This is a genomic window from Paenibacillus azoreducens (genome assembly GCF_021654775.1).
In the GTDB taxonomy this organism is placed as follows: Bacteria; Bacillota; Bacilli; order Paenibacillales; family Paenibacillaceae; genus Paenibacillus_AQ; species Paenibacillus_AQ azoreducens.
In genome coordinates, this window is record NZ_AP025343.1 from 5498395 (window position 1) to 5518223 (window position 19829).

The following is a 19829-nucleotide window of genomic DNA, read 5'->3' on the forward strand; positions in this document are numbered from 1 at the left end:
CCCAGACTTTCTATGATTTAAAAGTAAAAAAACGCAAATAAGCCGCCTGAAACACTCAGTATGGAATGAAGCTTCAATGGAAATAAGCCTTTTGTTTTATTTAGAGAAGGCTGTATTGGGGAGAAACACCGGGCAATTCAGGATATAAAAAAACAGCCCGCATGGGGCTGCTTCAAAGTATGAAGTATTGGTTTTCGTATAAAACCCTCTCATTCCGGCACTAATTTCAGCTCATTCCCAGCCTTCCGGTAATCATTCGGGACGGTGCTCGTGATATGGTATTGCCCGGTAGTCCAGTCATCCACCTGGTTATGATACCATTTGCTCAGCACATGTCCGGATTGGCCGGGTCCCACCACATTAAACGAGCGGGCCGGATCGGCCATATCGATGACCGTTCGCCATGGCGCCCCATGAGTTACTTCGCCGCTCTCCGAATTCCAGCCTGCAGCCCCGACGGTGACCCGGCCGCCGCCCATCGGAACGGACTTGGCGTTGAAAATAAGATCCAGCGGATTCACGGCGCCGAGAGGATGCGCGAAATCCACCTGATGGAACTTGCCCCACCGCCATTTGTCCGGATGTTTGCCCTGCAGCGAAGCAGCTTGATCCACAGCCAGCTGAAATGCCTGCAGCGCCACCTTTTCGATTCCGCCTTTTTCGTCGACCCATGGCTCCCGCTCGCCTTGAAGCGCCCTGCGGAGCATTTCATCCTTTACGACGGATTTATTGTTAAACAGATCCATCATATCGGCGTTGATTTCAGCTTTGAACAACACATCGTCAAAGCTCTGCATCCACAGCTCATAGCCAAGCGGCGCAGCCTGTTCCGGATCATTCACTTTATTCCAGTCTTGCAAAAGCGAAAGCGTATCCCGGTCGATCTGCCGCAAATCCGGCGAGTCTTTGATCTTGGCAATCAGTTCATCCAAAAACTCTTCCGCCTGAAGGTTATGGCGGTCAAATTGAAGTTTTTTCATATCCTCCACGGTCAGTTTATCCTTGGCAGACAGCACCTGCTGGATACGCGCTTCGCGGTATGGCTGGGACCAGTTGTCCGTCAGATGAAACGGATAGCCGTCGCCGATCACTTTATTGTTCGCCGTAGCGATAAATCCTTCCTTCGGATTCACGGTAGTGGGCAGTTCATCCCATGGGATATATCCCGTCCACTCATATTCATCGGTCCAGCCCGGTACCGGAACCGAACCGTCGCCTTTTTTGCGGATCGGAATCAGACCGTTCCCGCGGTAGGCTATCGTGCCGTCCGTGGAAACAAAAACAAAATTTTGCGCAGGTGCTTCAAAATGTTTCAGCGCCTGCTTGAAATCCTCCCAGTTCCGCGCTTTTGCAAACATCTGAACCGCTTCGAGCTCCGTCGTTGCATCCAAGGCGGTCCATTTCATCGCAAGCGCCGTATCCTGCCGCTGGTCATGCGCGAATTCGGAGATAATCGGCCCATGCCGGGTCACGACAACTTCATACGGCACGGGAGCTTCGCCTTTCACCTTAATTTCCTCTTTATAAACCTTGGCGTCTTCCCATTTGCCCATATATTCGAATTGATTCGGATGATCCGGGTTTCTTTTTTCGATATAGAGATCCTGTACGTCCGGCCCCAGATTCGTCACGCCCCAGGCAATCGTGTCGTTATGCCCGAGAATGATCCCCGGAACGCCTGCAAAAATCACGCCGCTCACATTGAGTTCCGGCGCCGAGAGATGTGTCTCATACCAGATGGCCGGCGCACTTATGCCCAGATGCGGGTCATTCGCCAACATTGGCTTGCCGGATGCCGATTTTTCTCCCGATACGACCCAGTTGTTGCTGCCGTTAAACGGGTCACGCGGAACCGCGGTGGCAGCCAGCGCCGTCAGATCAAGCGGATGTTCTTTCAGCGCCTGGATGATCAATGCCCCATCCTTCGGGTAGGTTGGCATAAGCGACTGAAATTTCTCGGGCGACAGCTTCTGCGCCATGGCATACCTGAAGGCCTGCCCCTCCCAGTTGCCTGCCAGATCATAGGCCATATATTTGCCAATCGTCAAGGAATCTACCGGCTCCCATTCCGCGGGTTCATACCCCAATATCGCAAATTCGACAGGCAGCGACCTGGCGGCTTTGGCTTCTTTAATGTAATTGTTGACGCCATCCGCATACCATTGCAGCACCTGTCTGGATTCCTTTGAATATGCGTCAAGCGAAACCTCCGCCGCCCGCCGCAAGCTGAAAGCGCGGAAAAATTTATCGCGCTCGATGGCCTTGGCCCCCACCACTTCACTAAGCTGCCCGGAAGCCTGCCTGCGGCTCAAATCCATCTGGAACATGCGGTCCTGCGCCGTTACGTAACCTTGGGCCATGTAGAGATCATGTTCATTTTGCGCCTCAATATGCGGCACGCCGGAAGCATCCCTCCATACCGCAACTTCCTTTTCTAGCCCGGAAATGTTGAGTTCTCCCTGAACGACAGGCAGACTTTTATTCACGAACCAATACGCGTATCCACCTGCGCAGGCAATCAAAAGCACCAAAACCAATACAATGATTCCGGTAACTCGCGGCCAGCGTTTCTTGCGCCGTTTGACGCTCGGAACGGTCACTGCGGCCAAAAGCTTCATGTGGGACCCCCTCCAGACCTTTGGATATTTATGGATTATCATCCATTATAGGGTGTTAAGCGCTTACAAACAAGATGAATACCCATTCATTATTATATTAAGGAATTCGTTATTCGATGTTCGCCGCTTACGGATAAAAATCAAGCCGCAAGCCACCGGAAAACCGATGGCTCACGGCCTGGCTTTGAAAGCTGTTTCTTCTCTGATATTAAACGTGCAAAAATGGCGCAATTTCATCCGAATAAGTCAAATAGAGGGAATGCATCGCCCTTGTGCAGGCGACATACAGCAGGCTCCGGTCCAGCTCCGTTTGGTATGTTTCGCGGTCCGCAAACGGGACAATCACCTGATCGAACTCAAGTCCTTTGGCCATATGCGCAAAGGTAACCGTAATGCCTTCATGGAAAACCTCGCTGGTAAAATCCAGCAAATGCACATCCGCATGCAGCTCTTTGATCGCATGAACGATTTGCTCCGCCTGGGTTTTGGTTTTGCAGACGATGCCGAGAGAATGAAGCTTCGAATTCAAAAATTGGCGGCATAATTCGCGGATTCCGTCGAGTTCCTCCTTTAGACTGCCGTATCTTATAACCTGCGGTACGTCCCCATGCCGTTCGATGGGAACCAGTTCTTGATTCGGCTTGATCCGCAGGGCAAAATTCGTGATTTCAAAAGTGGATCGGTAGCTTTTTAACAGCTCCATCGATTCGGCCCGGGGGAAAACCTCCTTGATTGCGGTAAGGGAAGTCGAGGAATACGGGTTCACCGATTGGGAAGCGTCGCCGAGAATCGTTTTTTTGCACGGGAAACGTTTGGCCAGCACCGCATACTGCACGGGCGTATAATCCTGCATTTCGTCGACCAGGAGATGTTTAACAAGCTGCACCGGCTCCGCGCCCTCGATTAGAATTTTCAAATAAATAAGCGGAAAAACATCCGCAAACTCGATTATGTTTTTCGCGATGGGCTTATACATCTCCGGTCTGCCGATAAAATTGTAAAATTCTTTGTACAGGTTTAACATGGAAGGAATTTTGAACATTTTTTTGACGGCCGTTTTGATTTTTTTAATTGCGGCGGGCTTTAGCCGCTCCCCGTCTTCGGTCCGGCTTTGACCGCCGATGACCGCCGCGGTTTTAGCCAAGCGCTGCTCCAGGGGCATTCCCGCCGTCGCTTGGTAGCTGTCCAGAATAGCCTTCCTAGAAATCGCAGCCTGCTCCAGCATGATATCCTCAGGCTCGAAATAATGCGTTTCCGCATGTTTCGCAAAAGATTCCAATTCCCCAATCAAGTCCAAACGGGCTTTGTACCGGATCCGTTTGGCGAATGCCTCATCCCGATCCTCCAGCAAAACCGCCGCCTGTTCATAAAACGTCTGGAATTTGCAGATGCTGCCGAGTTCCTGGGCGGCGAGTTCCTCCATGCTTGCTTCCATGATCATCTCTTCGCCAAGCTCGGGCAGCACGTTCGAAATATAATCGGAAAACACCTTATTGGGCGATATGATCAGCACATTACCGGAGGTCAGCGTTTCTTTGAACCGATACAGCAAATAAGCGACCCGGTGCAGAGCAACCGAGGTTTTGCCGGAACCTGCCACGCCTTGGATGATTAACTCGCCCGCGGTTTCATTGCGGATGATCCGGTTTTGCTCCTGCTGGATGGTCGCCACGATGTTTTTCATCTTTTCGTCCGAGCTGCTGCTGAGCTCTTTTTGCAGCACGTCGTCGTTGATGTTCATCGAGCTTTCGATCATGTAGTCCATGATTCCGTCCCTGATCTTGTACTGCCTTTTCGTGGTTATTTTGCCCTTCATTCTGCCCATCGGGGCCTCGTAGTGGGCTTCCCCCACATGGAAATCGTAAAACAGACTCGCAATGGGCGAACGCCAATCGTAAATCAGGTTGCGCTGGCTTTCCTCCTCGCTGAATGCATGTACGCCAATATAGCAGGCATCCGCCTCGGCATGATCCAACGCCTTGAAATCCACTCGGCCAAAATAAGGCGAACTTACCAGCTTGCTGATCCGCTGCCGCTTGGCAACGGCTTTTTCGCCCGCATCAATCGATAACGAAATATCCACCCGGTTTGCCGCGCGTTCCGCCGGGTCCAGCTGCGCCATATTCACCCAAAGATATTTTTTGGCTTCGATAACGTCCCGGTAGGAATCCGACACCTTGTCCTCTATTGCCGTAAGTGCCGCCTGAAGCTTCTTTACAATGTCCCGTAAATGTTCCTGTTCCGCCGTTTCGCTTTCGTATAACAATTTGCCTCGCCTCTCCTCCTCTTTAGAATGCATTTAAGTATAGATAAAAACTAAAAAAAATATAGACTTATTCTTTCGGCTGTAGTATTATATTTTTATCGTGGGTCCAAAAATAGTGATTCGAATTATGTCGAATGTTACATATAAAACCAGACTGCTGTGACCAGTAGATCTGGTTTTTTTGCTTTCTCGGACGGGTTTTCCCACCCCTTATACACACAAAACCCTGGCGGCGACGAGTTTCGTTGCTGCCAGGGTTTTGAAATGAATGCTTCTCCATATATTTAGTTTTCAAAAGAAGTGAGGTAGCAAGGGACGGAATCGCTTCGAAGCATAGGCTGTCTCCGAAATTATTCTTTTTAGAAATAAAGGCTCAACCATCATAATTAGTATTTGAAGAGAAGCGAAAGTAGCGGAGGGGACGGAATCGATCTGAAGAAGCGCAGCGGTCGCCTTTGTCTCCGAATTTCTACCTTTATGGAATATTTAATCAAAGAAATTTGGAGACAACAGCGATCGGAAGATCGATCCGTAACTGTAGCGGTCAACTTTGCATCATATCAAGAACTAATTTCTTATTGAGCCGAAATAAAATCCAATTATTTTGAAGACCGAAGCGATCGGAAGATCGATCCGTAACCGCAGCGGTCAACTTCGCATCATATCAAGAACTAATTTCTTATTGAGCAGAAATAAAATCCAATAATTTTGAAGCCAGGCAGTGATCGGAAGATCGATCCGTAACCGCAGCGGCTACACCAAACTACGTTAAAAACTAAATTAATACTGGACTAATTTAAAACACAATGCCGATAATCGTCGCCGACAAAAAGCTCACCAATGCCGCCCCGTACAAAAGCTTCAGCCCGAATCCGGCAACCACGTTGCCCTGCTTTTCGTTCAGGCCTTTCACGGCGCCGACGATCGTGCCGATTGAACCGAAATTTGCGAAGGAGATCAGAAAAACCGACACAATCGCTTTGGTGCGTTCGCTGAAGTCCCCTTGAATCTTCACGAAATCGAGCATTGCGACAAACTCGTTCGCCACGATTTTCGTGGCCATTATGCTGCCGGCCTTAATCGCTTCATGCCATGGAACGCCCATAAGAAAGGCGAACGGAGCAAGCGCGTAACCGAGAATGTTTTGGAATGAAATGCCGAACACACCGCTGAAAATGCCGTTGATCATGGAGATCAGGGCCACGAAACCGACCAGCATCACGCCGACGATGACGACCACTTTAAAGCCATCCATAATATATTCGCCAAGCATTTCGAAAAAAGTTTGCTTCCTCTCTTCCTTCACTTCGAGAATATCATCTTCCGGTTGCACCTTGTAAGGGTTTACAATCGAAGAAATAATAAACCCGCCGAACAGGTTCAAGACCAGCGCGGCCACGACGTACTCCGGTTTGAGCATGGTCATGTACGAACCGACGATCGACATCGATACGGTCGACATCGCGGACGCGCACAGCGTATACAACCGCTGCCGCGGCAGCAGGCCGATTTGCTTTTTAAAGGAAATGAACACTTCGTTTTGTCCGAGAATGGCGGAAGCTACAGCGTTATACGACTCCAGCTTGCCCATTCCGTTGACCTTGCTGAGCGCAAGACCGATGTATTTAATGATAAACGGCAGTATTTTATAATGCTGCAAAATTCCGATGAGCACCGACATGAACACGATCGGCATCAGCACGTGGAAGAAAAACGAATGGACACCTTCGTTGACGATGCCGCCAAATACAAAATCAGTGCCTTCATTGGCAAAGTTCAAAATTTTTGCAAAACCGTCGGCAAAACCTCTAACCAGGAACTCCCCGATGCTTGTTTTCAGCAAAATCAGCCCAAGCACGATCTGCAGCGCAATCATGATGACGATCGGCCGGAATTTGATATTCTTTTTATCCGAGCTGACGAGCCAGGCAAGCGCAAGAATCACGGCAAGTCCAATCAGAGCGACCACATATTTCATGATGTCTCCCTCCATTTTCGTGAACAAATTCACAATATTTCTGGATTCAAAGCCCTATACATCCGCTATGATGGTGTCGAGCGCGATTTCCGCCATCTGATTAAAGGACTGCTCGCTGTCTTTATGCTCAGAACGTTCATTTGTCAGCAGTTGACTTCCTACTGTCAGGATGGACAATGCCCTCACTCCGTATTTGGCAGCCAGCGTATACAGCGCCGTGCTTTCCATCTCAACGGCCAGAACCCCGAATTCCATAAATTTATGAAGTCTTGCCAGCGTCTCTCTGTAAAACTCGTCGGAATTATACACATTCCCTACAAATACGTTTGCGCTGCGGCGAACGGACTCTTGATACGCTTGCATCAGCAGGCCGAAATCGGCGGATGGCGCATAATTGCAGCCGAGAAAAATCTTTTCTGTCATGTTGCTGTCCGAGGAAACCGCCTGCGCGAGCACGATATCCCGGATTTGTAGCTCCTTCTGCATCGCGCCGCATGTACCGATCCGGATCAGCTTCTTCGCCCCGTAATCTTTGATCAGCTCCGTGACGTAAATGCTTATCGACGGATTTCCCATTCCCGTCCCCTGAACGGACACCGGAATTCCTTTATATAACCCGGTAAAGCCGTACATCCCTCTAACCTCGTTGTAACACCGAACGTCCTCCAGAAAATGTTCGGCCACGAATTTGGCGCGGAGCGGATCGCCCGGCAGCAGAACCCGTTCCGCAACGTCTCCGGCTTTGGCCCCCAGATGAATACTCATGTTGCATTTCCCCCTTGATTAAACTGGCGAGCGATGATTTGTTATCGCTTACAGTAGTTATCTTAAAGGGAATCCGGGGCCGAAACTAGTCCAATTGCTGCCGTTGGATACGGAAGAAAAAGGACCATGCTGTTACGCCATCAACTCCTGCCGGATATTTTCCAGGTCCCTTTTCGTCGGGATCGTGGAAATGATGACCGTTGGCACGCTCGTTAAGGATACGGGCATCGTGCTGATCACGAAGTCGATCTGATGCTGCTTGATGATATCATCGGTCAGCCCATGCAAAATCGAAGTTTCGATCGTCAAATCGTCGCCAATTTCCCTTTTGATCAAGTTCGCGACGTAATGCCGCACCGAAAACTCCTCGCCGATAATCAAAAATGCCTTTTTGCTTTTATAACGAAGGCTGGAACTGATAATAAACGTAAGCTTGGTCAAATGATAGTCATTGTAAATCATATCTGGGAAGCTCCGCTGCCAATGCTGCATACAATCGGTTACGGACGCAAAAATGGACTGCTCTTTCTCCTGGATATACGCAGTCAGATGGCTGTGCGAAACGGCCATCAGTTCGGGAATGGCGTTATCGATCCGCAGCTTGTCCACAAATTCCCGGATTTCGGCCAAAAACCGCGGTCCTAAGTTCAGCGCCGGAAAGGCTTCAGCCAATACAGCGATAAGCAAGCCGGACATACGGTTCTCTTCACGATCCCCACCTTCCGAAGGAGGCGCTTTTTCCTCGAAAATATTCAATCCGTCCTTGTCATGGTATTGGCTGAGGTTGAACATCGACTGCAAAAAATAGACCTCATCCTGAGGCAAAACGACGCCGTAAAGCTGAGTAAGCTTCTCCGACAGTTTTACGACGGGGCCGTAAAACGCGTTTTGATCCCAGGCATAGCTGCCGTTTTTGAGCGCAACCCGATGTCCCTGTTTGACTCTTTCGAGCACAATAGCGATCAGAAACGACAGGCTGCGCTTGGAATTCAAAAAGTAGATCACTCCTTTTTCCCGCTCGATTTCCGCCACTAAGCCGTTCAGCCGGTCAAAATCGGCATTCGAAAAAGGCCATCCGGTATACGGATAAGCCTCGGTAAACAGTTTCCAGAAAAAATAGCGGACATGAATTTCATTACCTTTAAGCGTCGGCGAGGAGTACGTAATCCGAAGCTGAAACGGACGCAGCTCATCCCGGTTTAGATGAATAATCCATTTTTTGAACGAGGAAAAACTCATGTAGAGCTCTTCCGCCACCTCTTCCGCAGAGGCGTTTCCGTTGTTTACGAACAAAAGCTGCATCAGGCGGAAATAAGGCGTCTCCCGAAGCAGCGGTTCCAAAACTTCCTGAATGCTCGTGCCGTAACGGTCCCGGCGGAAAATGATGCCCCTCCCCCTCGATACCTCGATATGCATGGACGGGGGCAGGAGGTGAAGGGCCGCTTCGACGATTTTGCGGACGGACTTGCCGGATAACCCCAGCTCTTTTTCCACCTCGGCAAACGTAAACCACCGCTCCTCCCGGTCCAGCAGCTTCAGCAGCGATTTCAGCTGCATATATTCTTTATTCATGTCATCACCTTTACCCGTTGCTTCCGCCAGGCCAAGCGGTACCTCAATATTCTAGCCAGCGAAGGCCATATTCAGCCCGAAGGCTGCTCCATCCGGTAAATACGCTGGTCAATCAAAAAATTAAGCAAAATACGGTTGAACTCAATCGGCTGACATAAATGACTTGGATAGATCGCGTCTTCAATGACCGCCTTCTGTGCGCAGGAGAACCACTCTACCGCCTTGTTCATCTGGTTCACAAACCATTCGCTTTGTCTGCCCGCTACGCATAATATCGGCATTTTCAGCCGCGTTGAACCCGGATCCGTATGGACCTTCAGCAAAGCCATCCGCTGCTTGATCGATTCGGTAGGCCGTTTATGAAACAGCTCATTCCGTAAAATACTGTAAGCCGGAATCCAGCGGTGGTATGTCACGCGGAGCGAGCGGAGGAAAAATTCCGCAGGCAGATAATAGGAAAGCCAGCTGCATGCCTCGAGGATTTTCCACAGGCTGCTTTTGGTGCCAAAAGGACCGCATGGACCGTAGAAATAACTGTCCACCAGCACAAGCGCATTTACCCTGTCCGGGTAAGAGGCCGCAAACTTTTGCACAAGCAAACTTCCGCTCGAGCAGCCGACAAGGGTCACTTTCGGGATATCCAGTTTATCCATTAATTCGTTTAAATCCTCGCATTGCGTCTTGACGATCTCTTCCACTTCCACGTTTAACTTCCCCGAATTTCCGTATCCCCTCAAATCAAGCACGATGACTTTGGCTCTTTTGCTGAAATACTCCACTTGAGGCTCAAACATATGATGAGATGAAAGATGTCCATGAATAAAAACAATGGGCACGCCGCTGCCATGCGTCTCATAATACAGCGTTGTTCCGTTCACTTCTATATTAGGCAACTTCCTTCTCCTCTCCATTATGCATTATCTGACGATGCCTTCTTTAATCCAGAACTAAATCCGAAAACAGCAAAAAAAGAAGCACGGGAAAGAGGAACTCTCTTTCCATGCTTCTTGAGGCAAGGCAAATAAACCTTGCATTGCATGTATAAAAAGCAGCCTCTCTTCTAACGCTTACGAGGTTAGCTGACGGATTCGGACCCAAGAGTAGCCCTACTCGAATGCTTTTTCGAGATTCACCCCATGTGACGAATGATTGATCATCACGGCCGGTTCCCCCGTTTTCCGTCGGAACGGAAATTCAGCGATCTTAGACATCCATTCAATTTTCCGCACAGAAAAACACAGAGCAGGTACCCTGTGTTCGTTGACAACTCACAGTTTCACTCCTCTCTCATAGCGACGCTTACGAGGTTAGCTGTCGGATTCGGGCAGTGAGAGTTGCCCTGCGGATTGGAAGCCGATATTAAACCGCCTCTTCTTCCGATTCACCCCTAGCAGCGGCTTCATTCCGTATGATCGGAATGCCATGCCAATGCTGATTGTGGTTCCCCCGCTTTTCGCAATTGAAAATTCAGCGCAATTCATTCATGAAGCGAAGATACTTCATAATGAGTTGACTATACGCCTGAGCCGGCAAACTGTAAAGGATGGTTATGATAGAATTCATGGCCTTTTTTAAGGCTATTGCCGGTTTCCGGTCACTGAACTTACTCAATCATTCATTTACAACCGAAAGCTTCCGTTTACTTGATTTATGTTCCGCATAACACTTGATGAGCGGCCCCCTACAGAAGCGGATACAGGGACATTTGCTCGCCTTTCAGAATTACCGGCTTTCAGAAGGCCTGTTTGGCAGCGAATGAGTAGGATGGAGAAACTTCGAGTTCTTCTTTTCGACCAATGACTGGCTTCGTGTCACATGGAACACCGTATTTCTGAATGGGCTGTTTCTTGTGTTCGGTTTGGGGACGGCAATCATGCTCTCGGTGCTGCTCAATGAAGTCGCGGTTAAATGGTTCAAGAAGACGGCACAGTCATTTGTCTTTTTGCCATACTTCATTTCTTGGCTGGTCGTTAGCATGATGGTGCAGACGATGTTCAGCTCATCCGAAGGAATGGTGAATCAGGCATTGACCTCTCTAGGATTTAAAGGGGTAGATTATCAGGTGGAGACTACGTCCGTATGGTTAGCATCTTCTTGCTATGACTGCTGTCTAACACAAAGCCCCGTTACTAGCCGTAAGAATCTTCGATTCTTCGCTGGCGGCGGCTTCTTTTTTATTTCCCCCTCCCAAAGTTGCCCCTTAAAACGTTAGAGCCGGTAAGGAATACTCCCGATGAAAAGACGATTGAGAACCCGAATAGGCAAATAAGAACTAGGCAGAAACAACGTGATTAGATATCATAGAATTTAAAAATAAAAACACTTTCCTTGGGATAATTAAGAGGGGGCGGCATTTTCATATGTTCAAATCGACATATCTGCGTATTTTTTTATGGAGCTGCATCTTAATTACCATCATTATCATCCCGTTTTCATTATTTCTGATTCAGCGATTCTCGGATTATGCCTCCTCCCAGCTCGGATATATCAACAGGGACAGAATTGAAGAAACATTAGACCGTACGGAATTCATCCTGGCTAAACTGAAGTGGTACGGTTTGAACATATATGAAGATCAGACCCTTCAGAACTGGATATACTCCCTCGGGGATGATCCCTTGCTTGATGCCGCAGCCCTGCAGACCTTGTCAAAATATTTATCCAAAGAATCCTTTTTTGAAGGCGCTTACTTATTTAATATGCGCCGGGAAAAAGTAATGGATTCCAAAGTTGGTCTTCTTTCATTCGACGAGTTTTCGGATCAGACGATATTGAAGCGTGTTAAACAGAAAGGCCCGTTCTTATTACGGTATTCCCACTATGAGACCGGAGGGAAGTCATATATATCATTGGTATTCCCGTCCTCCTATGTGGAAAAGGAGCACTATGGATATTTGGTTGTGCTGTTAAATCCACAAGTATTGCAGAACTATCTCATTTCAGGGGAAGGTTCAGAGAAAGGCGCGAAAGATTATCAAGTGACACTCATGGACCGTTCCGGGCAAACGATTCTAGGCCAGGCGGACGATAGGATCATGGCTGGCGTGATGCGTTCGAGAACAGATGCCAAGAAAGGTTCCTTCGAACTAAAAGCAGATGAGCAGACTTTATACGTGAACTATGCCGATTTAGATACTCAGGATTGGACGATTTATTCCCTGTCCGGCATGAAACAATTCCGTAAGCAGGTTACCTCTTTCCAACAGACGATTGTATTGTGCTCAATTCTGCTCCTCATCTTGCTGCTGGTCGCAGTACTTTGGAATTCACATTTCTTCTTCAAGCCTTTCCGGATCCTTGCGGCTCAAATCCATGGCAAGCTTGGCATTCATGCCAAAAGCGATATCGATGCGATTCGGCAAAGCGTCGTTTTATTGCGGGATCATTCCCCGCTTATCAAAACGGAATTTTTACGGCGGTGGATATTGCAAGGCAGGCTGGGGAACAGCGCACGCGAGGCTCTTTCACGTGAATCAAAAATACTCCAATACGAATGGATACGGCTGGCCGTTGTCAAAATCGATGCTTTCTACGAAACCGCAGAGCGTTATGATTTTGCCTCCCAGAGACTGTTGAAATACGCCATTGGCAACATTGCGGAAGAAGTACTTATCAGTAAGGATCGCGCAATCGAAGTTGTCGATTTCGGCGGCGACCACCTGCTCCTCCTTATTGGCATAGCCGATCAAGCAGATGACATGATGGAGGATTTGAGCCAGCTCAGCCGCATGGTAAACAGGTATATTCAGCTCAACATAACCGTGGCATACAGTACGGCAAGGCATGTTCGCGATGATCTGCGCGCCGTATACGATGACTTATGCGAATTGACGTTGTTCAAATTCATCAGCGGTGACGACAAAATTTATACGGAACAAGAATATGAGCGCTACGCGGATTTGCAATATCAACCGGATGATACCCTGCTGGACCTCCTTATTCAGTCGATTCGCAGCGGCAAGGAGGAGCAGTCCTTTCATTGGCTGGAACAATGGTTTGTCCGGCTGCAAGCGATGAATTATTCCGAATGTCAATTCCAATTAAAATTAATGTTCTTCTCCTTCGTCAAATCATTTAGCAAACTTACTACCGTACATAACGTAAAGGGAATTGAAAATCATCTAAAAAAATTCGCAAAGCTCGAAGACATCCACATGTGGATGAAAAAAGAGATTTCCCGGATCATCTCCCTGCTTGGCGACCAGAAAAGCTTAAACCGCAAAGGAAAAATCGTTGAGGAAATGATTGAGTATATTCGATATCACATTCACGATCCAAGACTGTCTGTCGAGAGCATCGCCGATCACATCGAACTTTCGGCCAAATACTCGCGTCAGCTGTTTCTGGACCATTACGGGATGTCATTATCCAATTATATTTTGAATATGCGGATCGAAAAGGTGAAGGAATTGCTTCAACAAACGGATATGAGCGTTGCCGAGATTGCGCAGCAGGCCGGATTTCAGACGAAGAGCCATTTTTTTACCGCCTTCAAGAAAGCGACCGGGATGACGCCAGCCCAATATCGTTATCAGCAGATCGATGAAGCGAGCGGCTGAATTCCCTTGATGTCGATGCCATACGTTAAAATAAAAGAAACGACTTGTACATTGCTTAATGGATCAGCCCTCTTTCGCCATCACAAAATAGGCCAACCATACGTTATGGCTGGCCTATTATCGTCTCAATATCCTCTCACATCGCCGAATCCATATATTCATCCGGTTTGATGCCTTCATATCTGGCAAAAGCGCGTTTGAAAGAATATACGTTTTCGTAGCCCACCCGGCGGGCGATGTCATCAATGCCGCAGCTTCTTTCTCTTAACAATTCCTTCGCCATTTCCATACGGAGCCGGCATAAATAATCATAGAAATTGATTCCGGTAACTTCCTTGAATATCTTGGAAGCCTTGGAGACAGACATCTGAAATATTTCAGCCAGCTGTTTTAGCGAAACATCGGCGCTTGTATAATTTTCGTTGACATACTCCAATAGCCGGCTGCCTACTTCAATCGTCGATGTTGTGTTGGAATACCGGTTGCGTTCGCAGATTAACGTCCCTACTTCATACACGTAGCTCCACATTTCCCCGATATTCTCTCCCTTGGCTTTATTGGCGAACTGTTTCGCGTAAATCCCCGTATCGAGATTCAGCTCATGCAGCACCCTCAGCATCGTTTCCATCAAGAGTGAAACCAGCTTGATCATACTTGCTTCGGCCAAGTCCCGTTTGCCGTTTTCGGCGCTGATTTCATACAGGATCTGCATCGATGTATCCAGGTTCCCGATCTTCAGATTATTGATCAGTTGGACCTCCCAATCCGTCGGATAATAATAGTCGACGATATTGGGAATGGTTTCCTCCTGCAAGGCCGGAAGATGGCTCTGCGAGAATAAAATATACTGCAGGCTTTCATTTGCCGCATAGTACGACTTACTGATGCCGACAAGCCCCTTCTCGACCGTTCCGGACAAAACATAGGGCTGGAATCCGCAGGTCTGATCGATCTCTTCCGCGATGTCCGATGCAATTTGTTCCATCATTCCATCCTGTCCAAAGATGCCGTCGGAAGACAAAATCAGCGCTTTATCCGCATGGGTCACTTCAAACAGCTCATAATCCAGACCATGGCGGTTCATGACTTTCTCGGGGCTGTCCAGAAAGTCAGTAAAAGCTGATGCTGGACGCCCCGTTTTTGTTGGATGTTAAAAAAAGGAACAAAAAAAACGCCAATTCTTGTAGAATGGAAGTTACCACACAACCAACTCAGGAAAGGGCGATTTTTTTGCGTAATCTAACGACTACTACCGAACAGTATACCATGCAAGTGACACTTCCTCTAGAGGATGTGGAAGAAAAAGTGATACCTAAACGAAATCTTGCCCCTACCTTCAAGCCGTACGATAACAAGCAAGCTCAGATGATTCTGAATTTGGAACTATTCATTCCTGACCACCATGTGGCACATGTCATTGATGAAATGATCGAATCCATTCCAGATCAGCAACTGTTTGCCCACTACACAGGCGGAGGCCGCAGTCCCTACCATCCCAAAATGATGCTCAAGGTGATCCTTTACGGTTACTCGCAAAAGGTTTACTCTTGCCGAGGCATTGAAAAGCTGCTGCAAGAGAACCTCCCGGCGATGTGGCTGGCGGCGATGCAACAGCCCGACTTCCGTACCTTGAACGACTTCCGTGGCGTGCGTATGAAAGCATTTATGGACGAGCTGTTTGAAACAATGATCCAAAAGCTCATCGCAGACAATTACATCACGATGGAGAACTACTTTTTAGACGGCACGAAGATCGAAGCTGATGCTAACAAGTATTCTTTTGTGTGGAAAAAATCCACCCTTCACTTTGAAGAGAAGCTCAAGGAAAAGGTACAGGCGACCCTTGCGCATATTCATACGCTCACACAGCAAGAAGCCGACGAATACGCGGCGGCAGCCCCGGATGAACTTCCTGTAAGACTCGAAGAAGCAGCCGCCCTACTGGAAGAAAAAGTGGAGGATTTCACCGAACAAATGGCTCAGGCAAACGACAGCGGAGCGAGAAAAGCCTTACGCAAAGAGCGCAGTGCCCTGAAGCAGCCACTGAAACAAATTTGGGAGGACTTTCTTCCGCGGCTCGCCAAGTATGAGCAGCAGAAAGCCTGCTTTGGCAATCGCAACAGCTACTCCAAAACTGATCCAGATGCCACGTTTATGCGGATGAAGGAAGACCACATGAAGAATGGTCAACTGAAACCGGGTTACAATGTGCAAATAGCGACAGAAAACCAGTTCATTTTGTTTTACAGCCTTCATCAGCGACCTACAGATACACGTTGCTTCATCCCCCATATGGAGCGATTGGCTGCGTCTGCTTTGCCGATGCCGAAAACGGTGATTGCCGATGCAGGCTATGGCAGCGAGGAAAATTACTTGTATGCGGTGGGCGAAGAAAAAGAGCCTCGTTTTGATTTTCTCATTCCTTACGGCAGTTATATGAAAGAGAAAGCGCGTCGCTACAAGAAGGACATCCGACATGCCTCCAATTGGACGTATGAAGAGCAAGATGACCGATTTATTTGCCCGAATGGCCAGTACGTTCGCTTTAAGAAATACCAAATGAAGAAAAACGCGTCTGGCCTGGAGCAAAGCTTTAAGATTTATGAATGTGAAGATTGCAGTGATTGTCCACTCAAGGCAAGCTGCACCAAGGCCAAGGGGAACCGCCAGGTACACTGGAATACAATCTGGGAAGAGTTAAAAGCAAAGGCCAAGAAAGCCCTTGAGGATGACGAGAGATCTGCGATCTATGCTCGGCGTAAAGTCGAGGTAGAAAGCGTATTCGGTCACATCAAGGGCAATCGCTCGTTCCGTCGCTTCTCCTTGCGAGGGATGGAGAAGGTTCACACCGAATTTGGGATTGTGGCTTTGGCCCACAATCTACTGAAGGTGGCGGGCATCCGCTCAGCCACTTTCCTGCAAAAGCGACAGAACAAAAAAAGTTGGACGGAAAACATGACGTTTTCCCGTCCAACTTTTTATTTTGGGGACTTATTGGACAGCCCCATCAGTTCGATTTTCCGGATCCGATCAAAATCGGAAACATCGCGAATGGCGTGGAAGCTGATCAGCAGCGTACTATAATGCATTTCATCGGTATAGCCGATGCCGAATTTTTTCAAGCTGTTCATCTGCTGATCATCCGTAAAATAACCTTTGAGCAGGCGCAGGAACAAATTGGATTTAGCGGCATTTTCATAATCCTGCATGGATCGTTGAAGTTTCTCATTTTCATGCAGCAGCCGGTCAAACGACTTTTCGATGTAATTATATTCGGATCCCGAGACCAGACTGCTTTTGTCGTCATCATAACGGATCGCGGCTGAAAGTTTGCTCAATAAAGCACCTAGTGGGCGATAGGTAAACTTAGCCAGCACAAATGCCGACAAAGCGCCGATAGCGACGGATATCATAATAGCCAGGAGCGAACTAAACAGATTGCCGATGCCAATGACGCTGTTATCGAAGTAAGACATTTTATACTGTAAATCGCTTTCCTTCGAAGGTACGAAAAGTTCATAACTGCGCAGACTCTCAGGCTCCCCGTCAGCCCCGGCTCGGGTTTGCCTGTAGATCGGCGCTCCATGGGTCGTAATTAAAATGTCTTTGGATTCGATACTGCCGAAGCGGCGCATATAATCCGAAAAGTAAGCGCTGTCAATAAACAGAACAAGCACCGCCCGCGGATGATTCACGACTTCCAGGCTTTGAAAAATCGGAATGACGCGTTTGCTATTGCCCCACAACTTCATCGTTGCCGGCGGCATCACCTTGAAATACTGCTGCTCAAGAATGGTATTGTGAATCATCTTCTGCGTCTCGTCATCGAAAACCGCTATGTCTGAAAAAAAGTTATCTTCCGAGTATATTCCCCATGAAGAAAAAATCCGCCCTTTCTCAGGAAAAATAATCATCCCGAAAGAGAGTACATTCAAAGAGTTAATGGAATTTTCGAAGTTTCTGCGAATTTCCAGCATCTTCAGCAAATCAAATTCGCCATCATACACATTCGTATTTTGCATCATCTTCTGGACCCATAACTCACCGTTCAACACTTTGCCCAAATTTTTGAGTTCATTTAATTTGTTATCGACAACCGCTCCGATCCGATTGGCATCCGAGGTGTGTTTCTCATGCAGCCGCTGCCGTTCCTCCATGATGTTCCGCTGTACATTCAACGTGCTGAACACGATGATGGGAATGAGTAAAATCGCGGTATAGGACAAAAAAATCTTTCGAAACGTACCGCTTCCAAAGCTTCCGTGTCGCAAAAGCCGCCCCTCCTTCGGTTTGAAATCCACTTAAACATCATGAAGCAAAAGGGGGAAAACGGCGAACTCCCCATGATGCCGAGGAGAACGTCCATTTTCCCGAGGTGGATTCGTTACTGGATGCCGTTGTATCTGTCAAGCAGCTGCTGGTTGATTTCCAACAGTTCATCAAGCCCGAGCTTCTTCAGTTCAGAGATATATTGATCCCAATCATCAAGCGATTTTTGGCCAAGAGCAAGCTTGGTCGCAAGCTCCTGCGAGTACGTCGTCAAGTTGGTCAAAATTTTTGTTTTCTTTTCGAGCTGTTTGTCATCCGGGATGGCCAAATAGATGTCGTTCATGTTGACGAAATACGGCTTATAATTCAAAATATTCAACTCATGATCGGCTTTCTCTTTAGGCGCGCCGGACAGCTCATACTCGAGATTGGCAAATTGAACGCGTGGGAAAACCGTATCCCCAAACAGCTGACTACCTGTGGCTTGACCCATTTTGGCCAACTCTTCTTCCGATACTTGGTTGATATATACTTTTGCCCCGTTGCTGTCAACTTTGTACATTTGTCCTTTAATTCCCCAAAACAGAAGATCTGCGTACTTATCAGAGTATACCGTATCGAAAAACTTGATGGCTGCTTCCGGATCTTTGCAATCTTTGGTAATTGCATATTTCTGCCACACAAGGAACGGTGGTTCCAATTGTGCTGCCGGAGTGATATTGTCAACCGCTTTGAGCGGCATGAGCGGAAGGAATTCACCACCGCCTTTGATCGTCGGCTCCTGGTACGATTCCAGATTGTAGTCGGTTAAGGAAGCAACCTGGTTTTCCGTCATTTTTTGCTGCTTTTGCTCCCCTGTCGCCCCGATCAGACTCGTATCGAGAACGCCTTCTTTTACTAACTGCTGCAGATAGCGGAAGTAATCCTTGATCCCATCTTGATACCATGGGGAAACCACCTTTTTGTTCTCTACATCCACCGCCGTAATATCTGTGCCCAGCCCAAACCATTGAGCGATAGCGCCGCTAAACAAACTTGGGTCGTAAACGAGAACTTCGTCTTTTTTGCCACTACCATTGGCATCCTTGTCTCTGAACGCTTTTAACGTCTCCAAATATTCCTGCGCATTCGTTGGAACCGGAAGATTCAGTTTATCCAGCCAGTCTTTGCGGATCAACATGGTTAAAGAAACCGGAGCCGGCGTATTTCCCTGGTATGTTTTTTTGTGAAGATCGCTGAACCAGTACATTTTGTCGTCAGGCGATGTGGTCGATTTTTTGGCAAACGGAAATTCTTCGTTGTACATTTTTTTAATGTTGCCGTTGCTGTACTTCTCGATCAGCGGATTCAGATCAAGCAGAACCCCCTGCTTTGCCAAATTCAGCACCGTTGTGTTATCCAAAGCCGAAATGTTCACGATGTCGGGAAGAGAAGATCCGGACGCCATTCTGGTTTGGATGACTACTTTGTATTGCTCGGCCGGAACCATCTCATATTCCAGATCCAAGCCGGCATCGGTGAACATTTTATCGACTTCTTTCCATACCGGATATTTATCTCTATCATCGAATTTGATGTATTTATTCGAACCTTGCGGACCAAGCAACTTAAGTTTGCTTGTTTGTTTATCGGTTGAAGCCGTACCGCCGGCCTCTTCCTTTTTGGTTCCGCCGCCGTTACTGGAGCTTCCGCTGCCGCATGCCGTGACAGACCCGATCACGAGAACCGCAGCCACCATGGACATCAATGATCTTTTCCAACGTTTCATGTTTCAGATTCCCCCTCAAAAATGTTAAAACCGG

General features: G+C 47.9%; 12 protein-coding genes and 2 riboswitches. Of the genes, 3 read left to right on the top strand and 9 right to left on the bottom strand.

Annotated features, from left to right (window positions below; translation table 11 throughout):
• Positions 1–209: 209 nt before the first annotated feature.
• The 6 genes from L6442_RS24430 to L6442_RS24455 all read right to left on the bottom strand — a co-directional run bounded on the left by L6442_RS24430 (position 210) and on the right by L6442_RS24455 (position 10092).
• Complete coding sequence (locus L6442_RS24430) at positions 210–2618, bottom strand: penicillin acylase family protein (RefSeq protein ID WP_212981242.1); 2409 nt, start codon at positions 2616–2618, stop codon at positions 210–212.
• 208 nt (positions 2619–2826) lie between these two features.
• Positions 2827–4884, bottom strand: a complete 2058-nt coding sequence (locus L6442_RS24435) for a HelD family protein (RefSeq protein WP_237100065.1) — start codon at positions 4882–4884, stop codon at positions 2827–2829.
• Between the two features lie 796 nt (positions 4885–5680).
• Positions 5681–6862, bottom strand: coding sequence for a NupC/NupG family nucleoside CNT transporter (locus L6442_RS24440; protein WP_212981244.1), 1182 nt, complete (start codon positions 6860–6862; stop codon positions 5681–5683).
• A 54-nt stretch (positions 6863–6916) separates the two neighbouring features.
• Positions 6917–7627 (bottom strand): purine-nucleoside phosphorylase, encoded by a 711-nt coding sequence (deoD, locus tag L6442_RS24445; RefSeq protein WP_212981245.1) that lies wholly within the window; start codon positions 7625–7627, stop codon positions 6917–6919.
• A gap of 132 nt (positions 7628–7759) precedes the next feature.
• Positions 7760–9199, bottom strand: a complete 1440-nt coding sequence (locus tag L6442_RS24450) for an AcpB/EbpR/MafR family transcriptional regulator (protein WP_212981246.1) — start codon at positions 9197–9199, stop codon at positions 7760–7762.
• Between the two features lie 71 nt (positions 9200–9270).
• The gene (locus L6442_RS24455; RefSeq protein ID WP_212981247.1) at positions 9271–10092 is read right to left on the bottom strand and encodes an alpha/beta fold hydrolase; all 822 of its coding nucleotides are present in this window, start codon (positions 10090–10092) and stop codon (positions 9271–9273) included.
• Between the two features lie 155 nt (positions 10093–10247).
• Positions 10248–10409, bottom strand: a riboswitch (cyclic di-AMP (ydaO/yuaA leader).
• 71 nt (positions 10410–10480) lie between these two features.
• A riboswitch (cyclic di-AMP (ydaO/yuaA leader) is annotated at positions 10481–10682 on the bottom strand.
• A 390-nt stretch (positions 10683–11072) separates the two neighbouring features.
• Between L6442_RS24455 and L6442_RS24460 the strand changes: the two genes are divergently transcribed.
• Positions 11073–11411 carry a hypothetical protein gene (locus L6442_RS24460; protein WP_212981248.1) on the top strand — a complete coding sequence of 113 codons (339 nt, stop codon included), beginning with the start codon at positions 11073–11075 and terminating at the stop codon, positions 11409–11411.
• Between the two features lie 148 nt (positions 11412–11559).
• Positions 11560–13758, top strand: a complete 2199-nt coding sequence (locus L6442_RS24465) for an AraC family transcriptional regulator (protein ID WP_212981249.1) — start codon at positions 11560–11562, stop codon at positions 13756–13758.
• A gap of 136 nt (positions 13759–13894) precedes the next feature.
• On the opposite strand, the gene L6442_RS24470 is transcribed toward L6442_RS24465, so the two are convergent.
• On the bottom strand, positions 13895–14842 hold the full coding sequence (locus tag L6442_RS24470) for a helix-turn-helix transcriptional regulator (protein WP_237100066.1): 948 nt from the start codon (positions 14840–14842) through the stop codon (positions 13895–13897).
• Positions 14843–14898: 56 nt separating this feature from the next.
• Between L6442_RS24470 and L6442_RS24475 the strand changes: the two genes are divergently transcribed.
• Positions 14899–16842, top strand: a complete 1944-nt coding sequence (locus L6442_RS24475; protein ID WP_237100067.1) for an IS1182 family transposase — start codon at positions 14899–14901, stop codon at positions 16840–16842.
• Here L6442_RS24475 and L6442_RS24480 read toward each other — a convergent pair.
• Both L6442_RS24480 and L6442_RS24485 read right to left on the bottom strand, forming a co-directional pair.
• Positions 16737–18029, bottom strand: a complete 1293-nt coding sequence (locus L6442_RS24480) for a hypothetical protein (protein ID WP_212976887.1) — start codon at positions 18027–18029, stop codon at positions 16737–16739. The two genes, L6442_RS24475 and L6442_RS24480, sit on opposite strands and share 106 nt — an antisense overlap.
• A gap of 113 nt (positions 18030–18142) precedes the next feature.
• Positions 18143–19795 (bottom strand): extracellular solute-binding protein, encoded by a 1653-nt coding sequence (locus L6442_RS24485; protein ID WP_212976888.1) that lies wholly within the window; start codon positions 19793–19795, stop codon positions 18143–18145.
• Between the last annotated feature and the right edge of the window lie 34 nt (positions 19796–19829).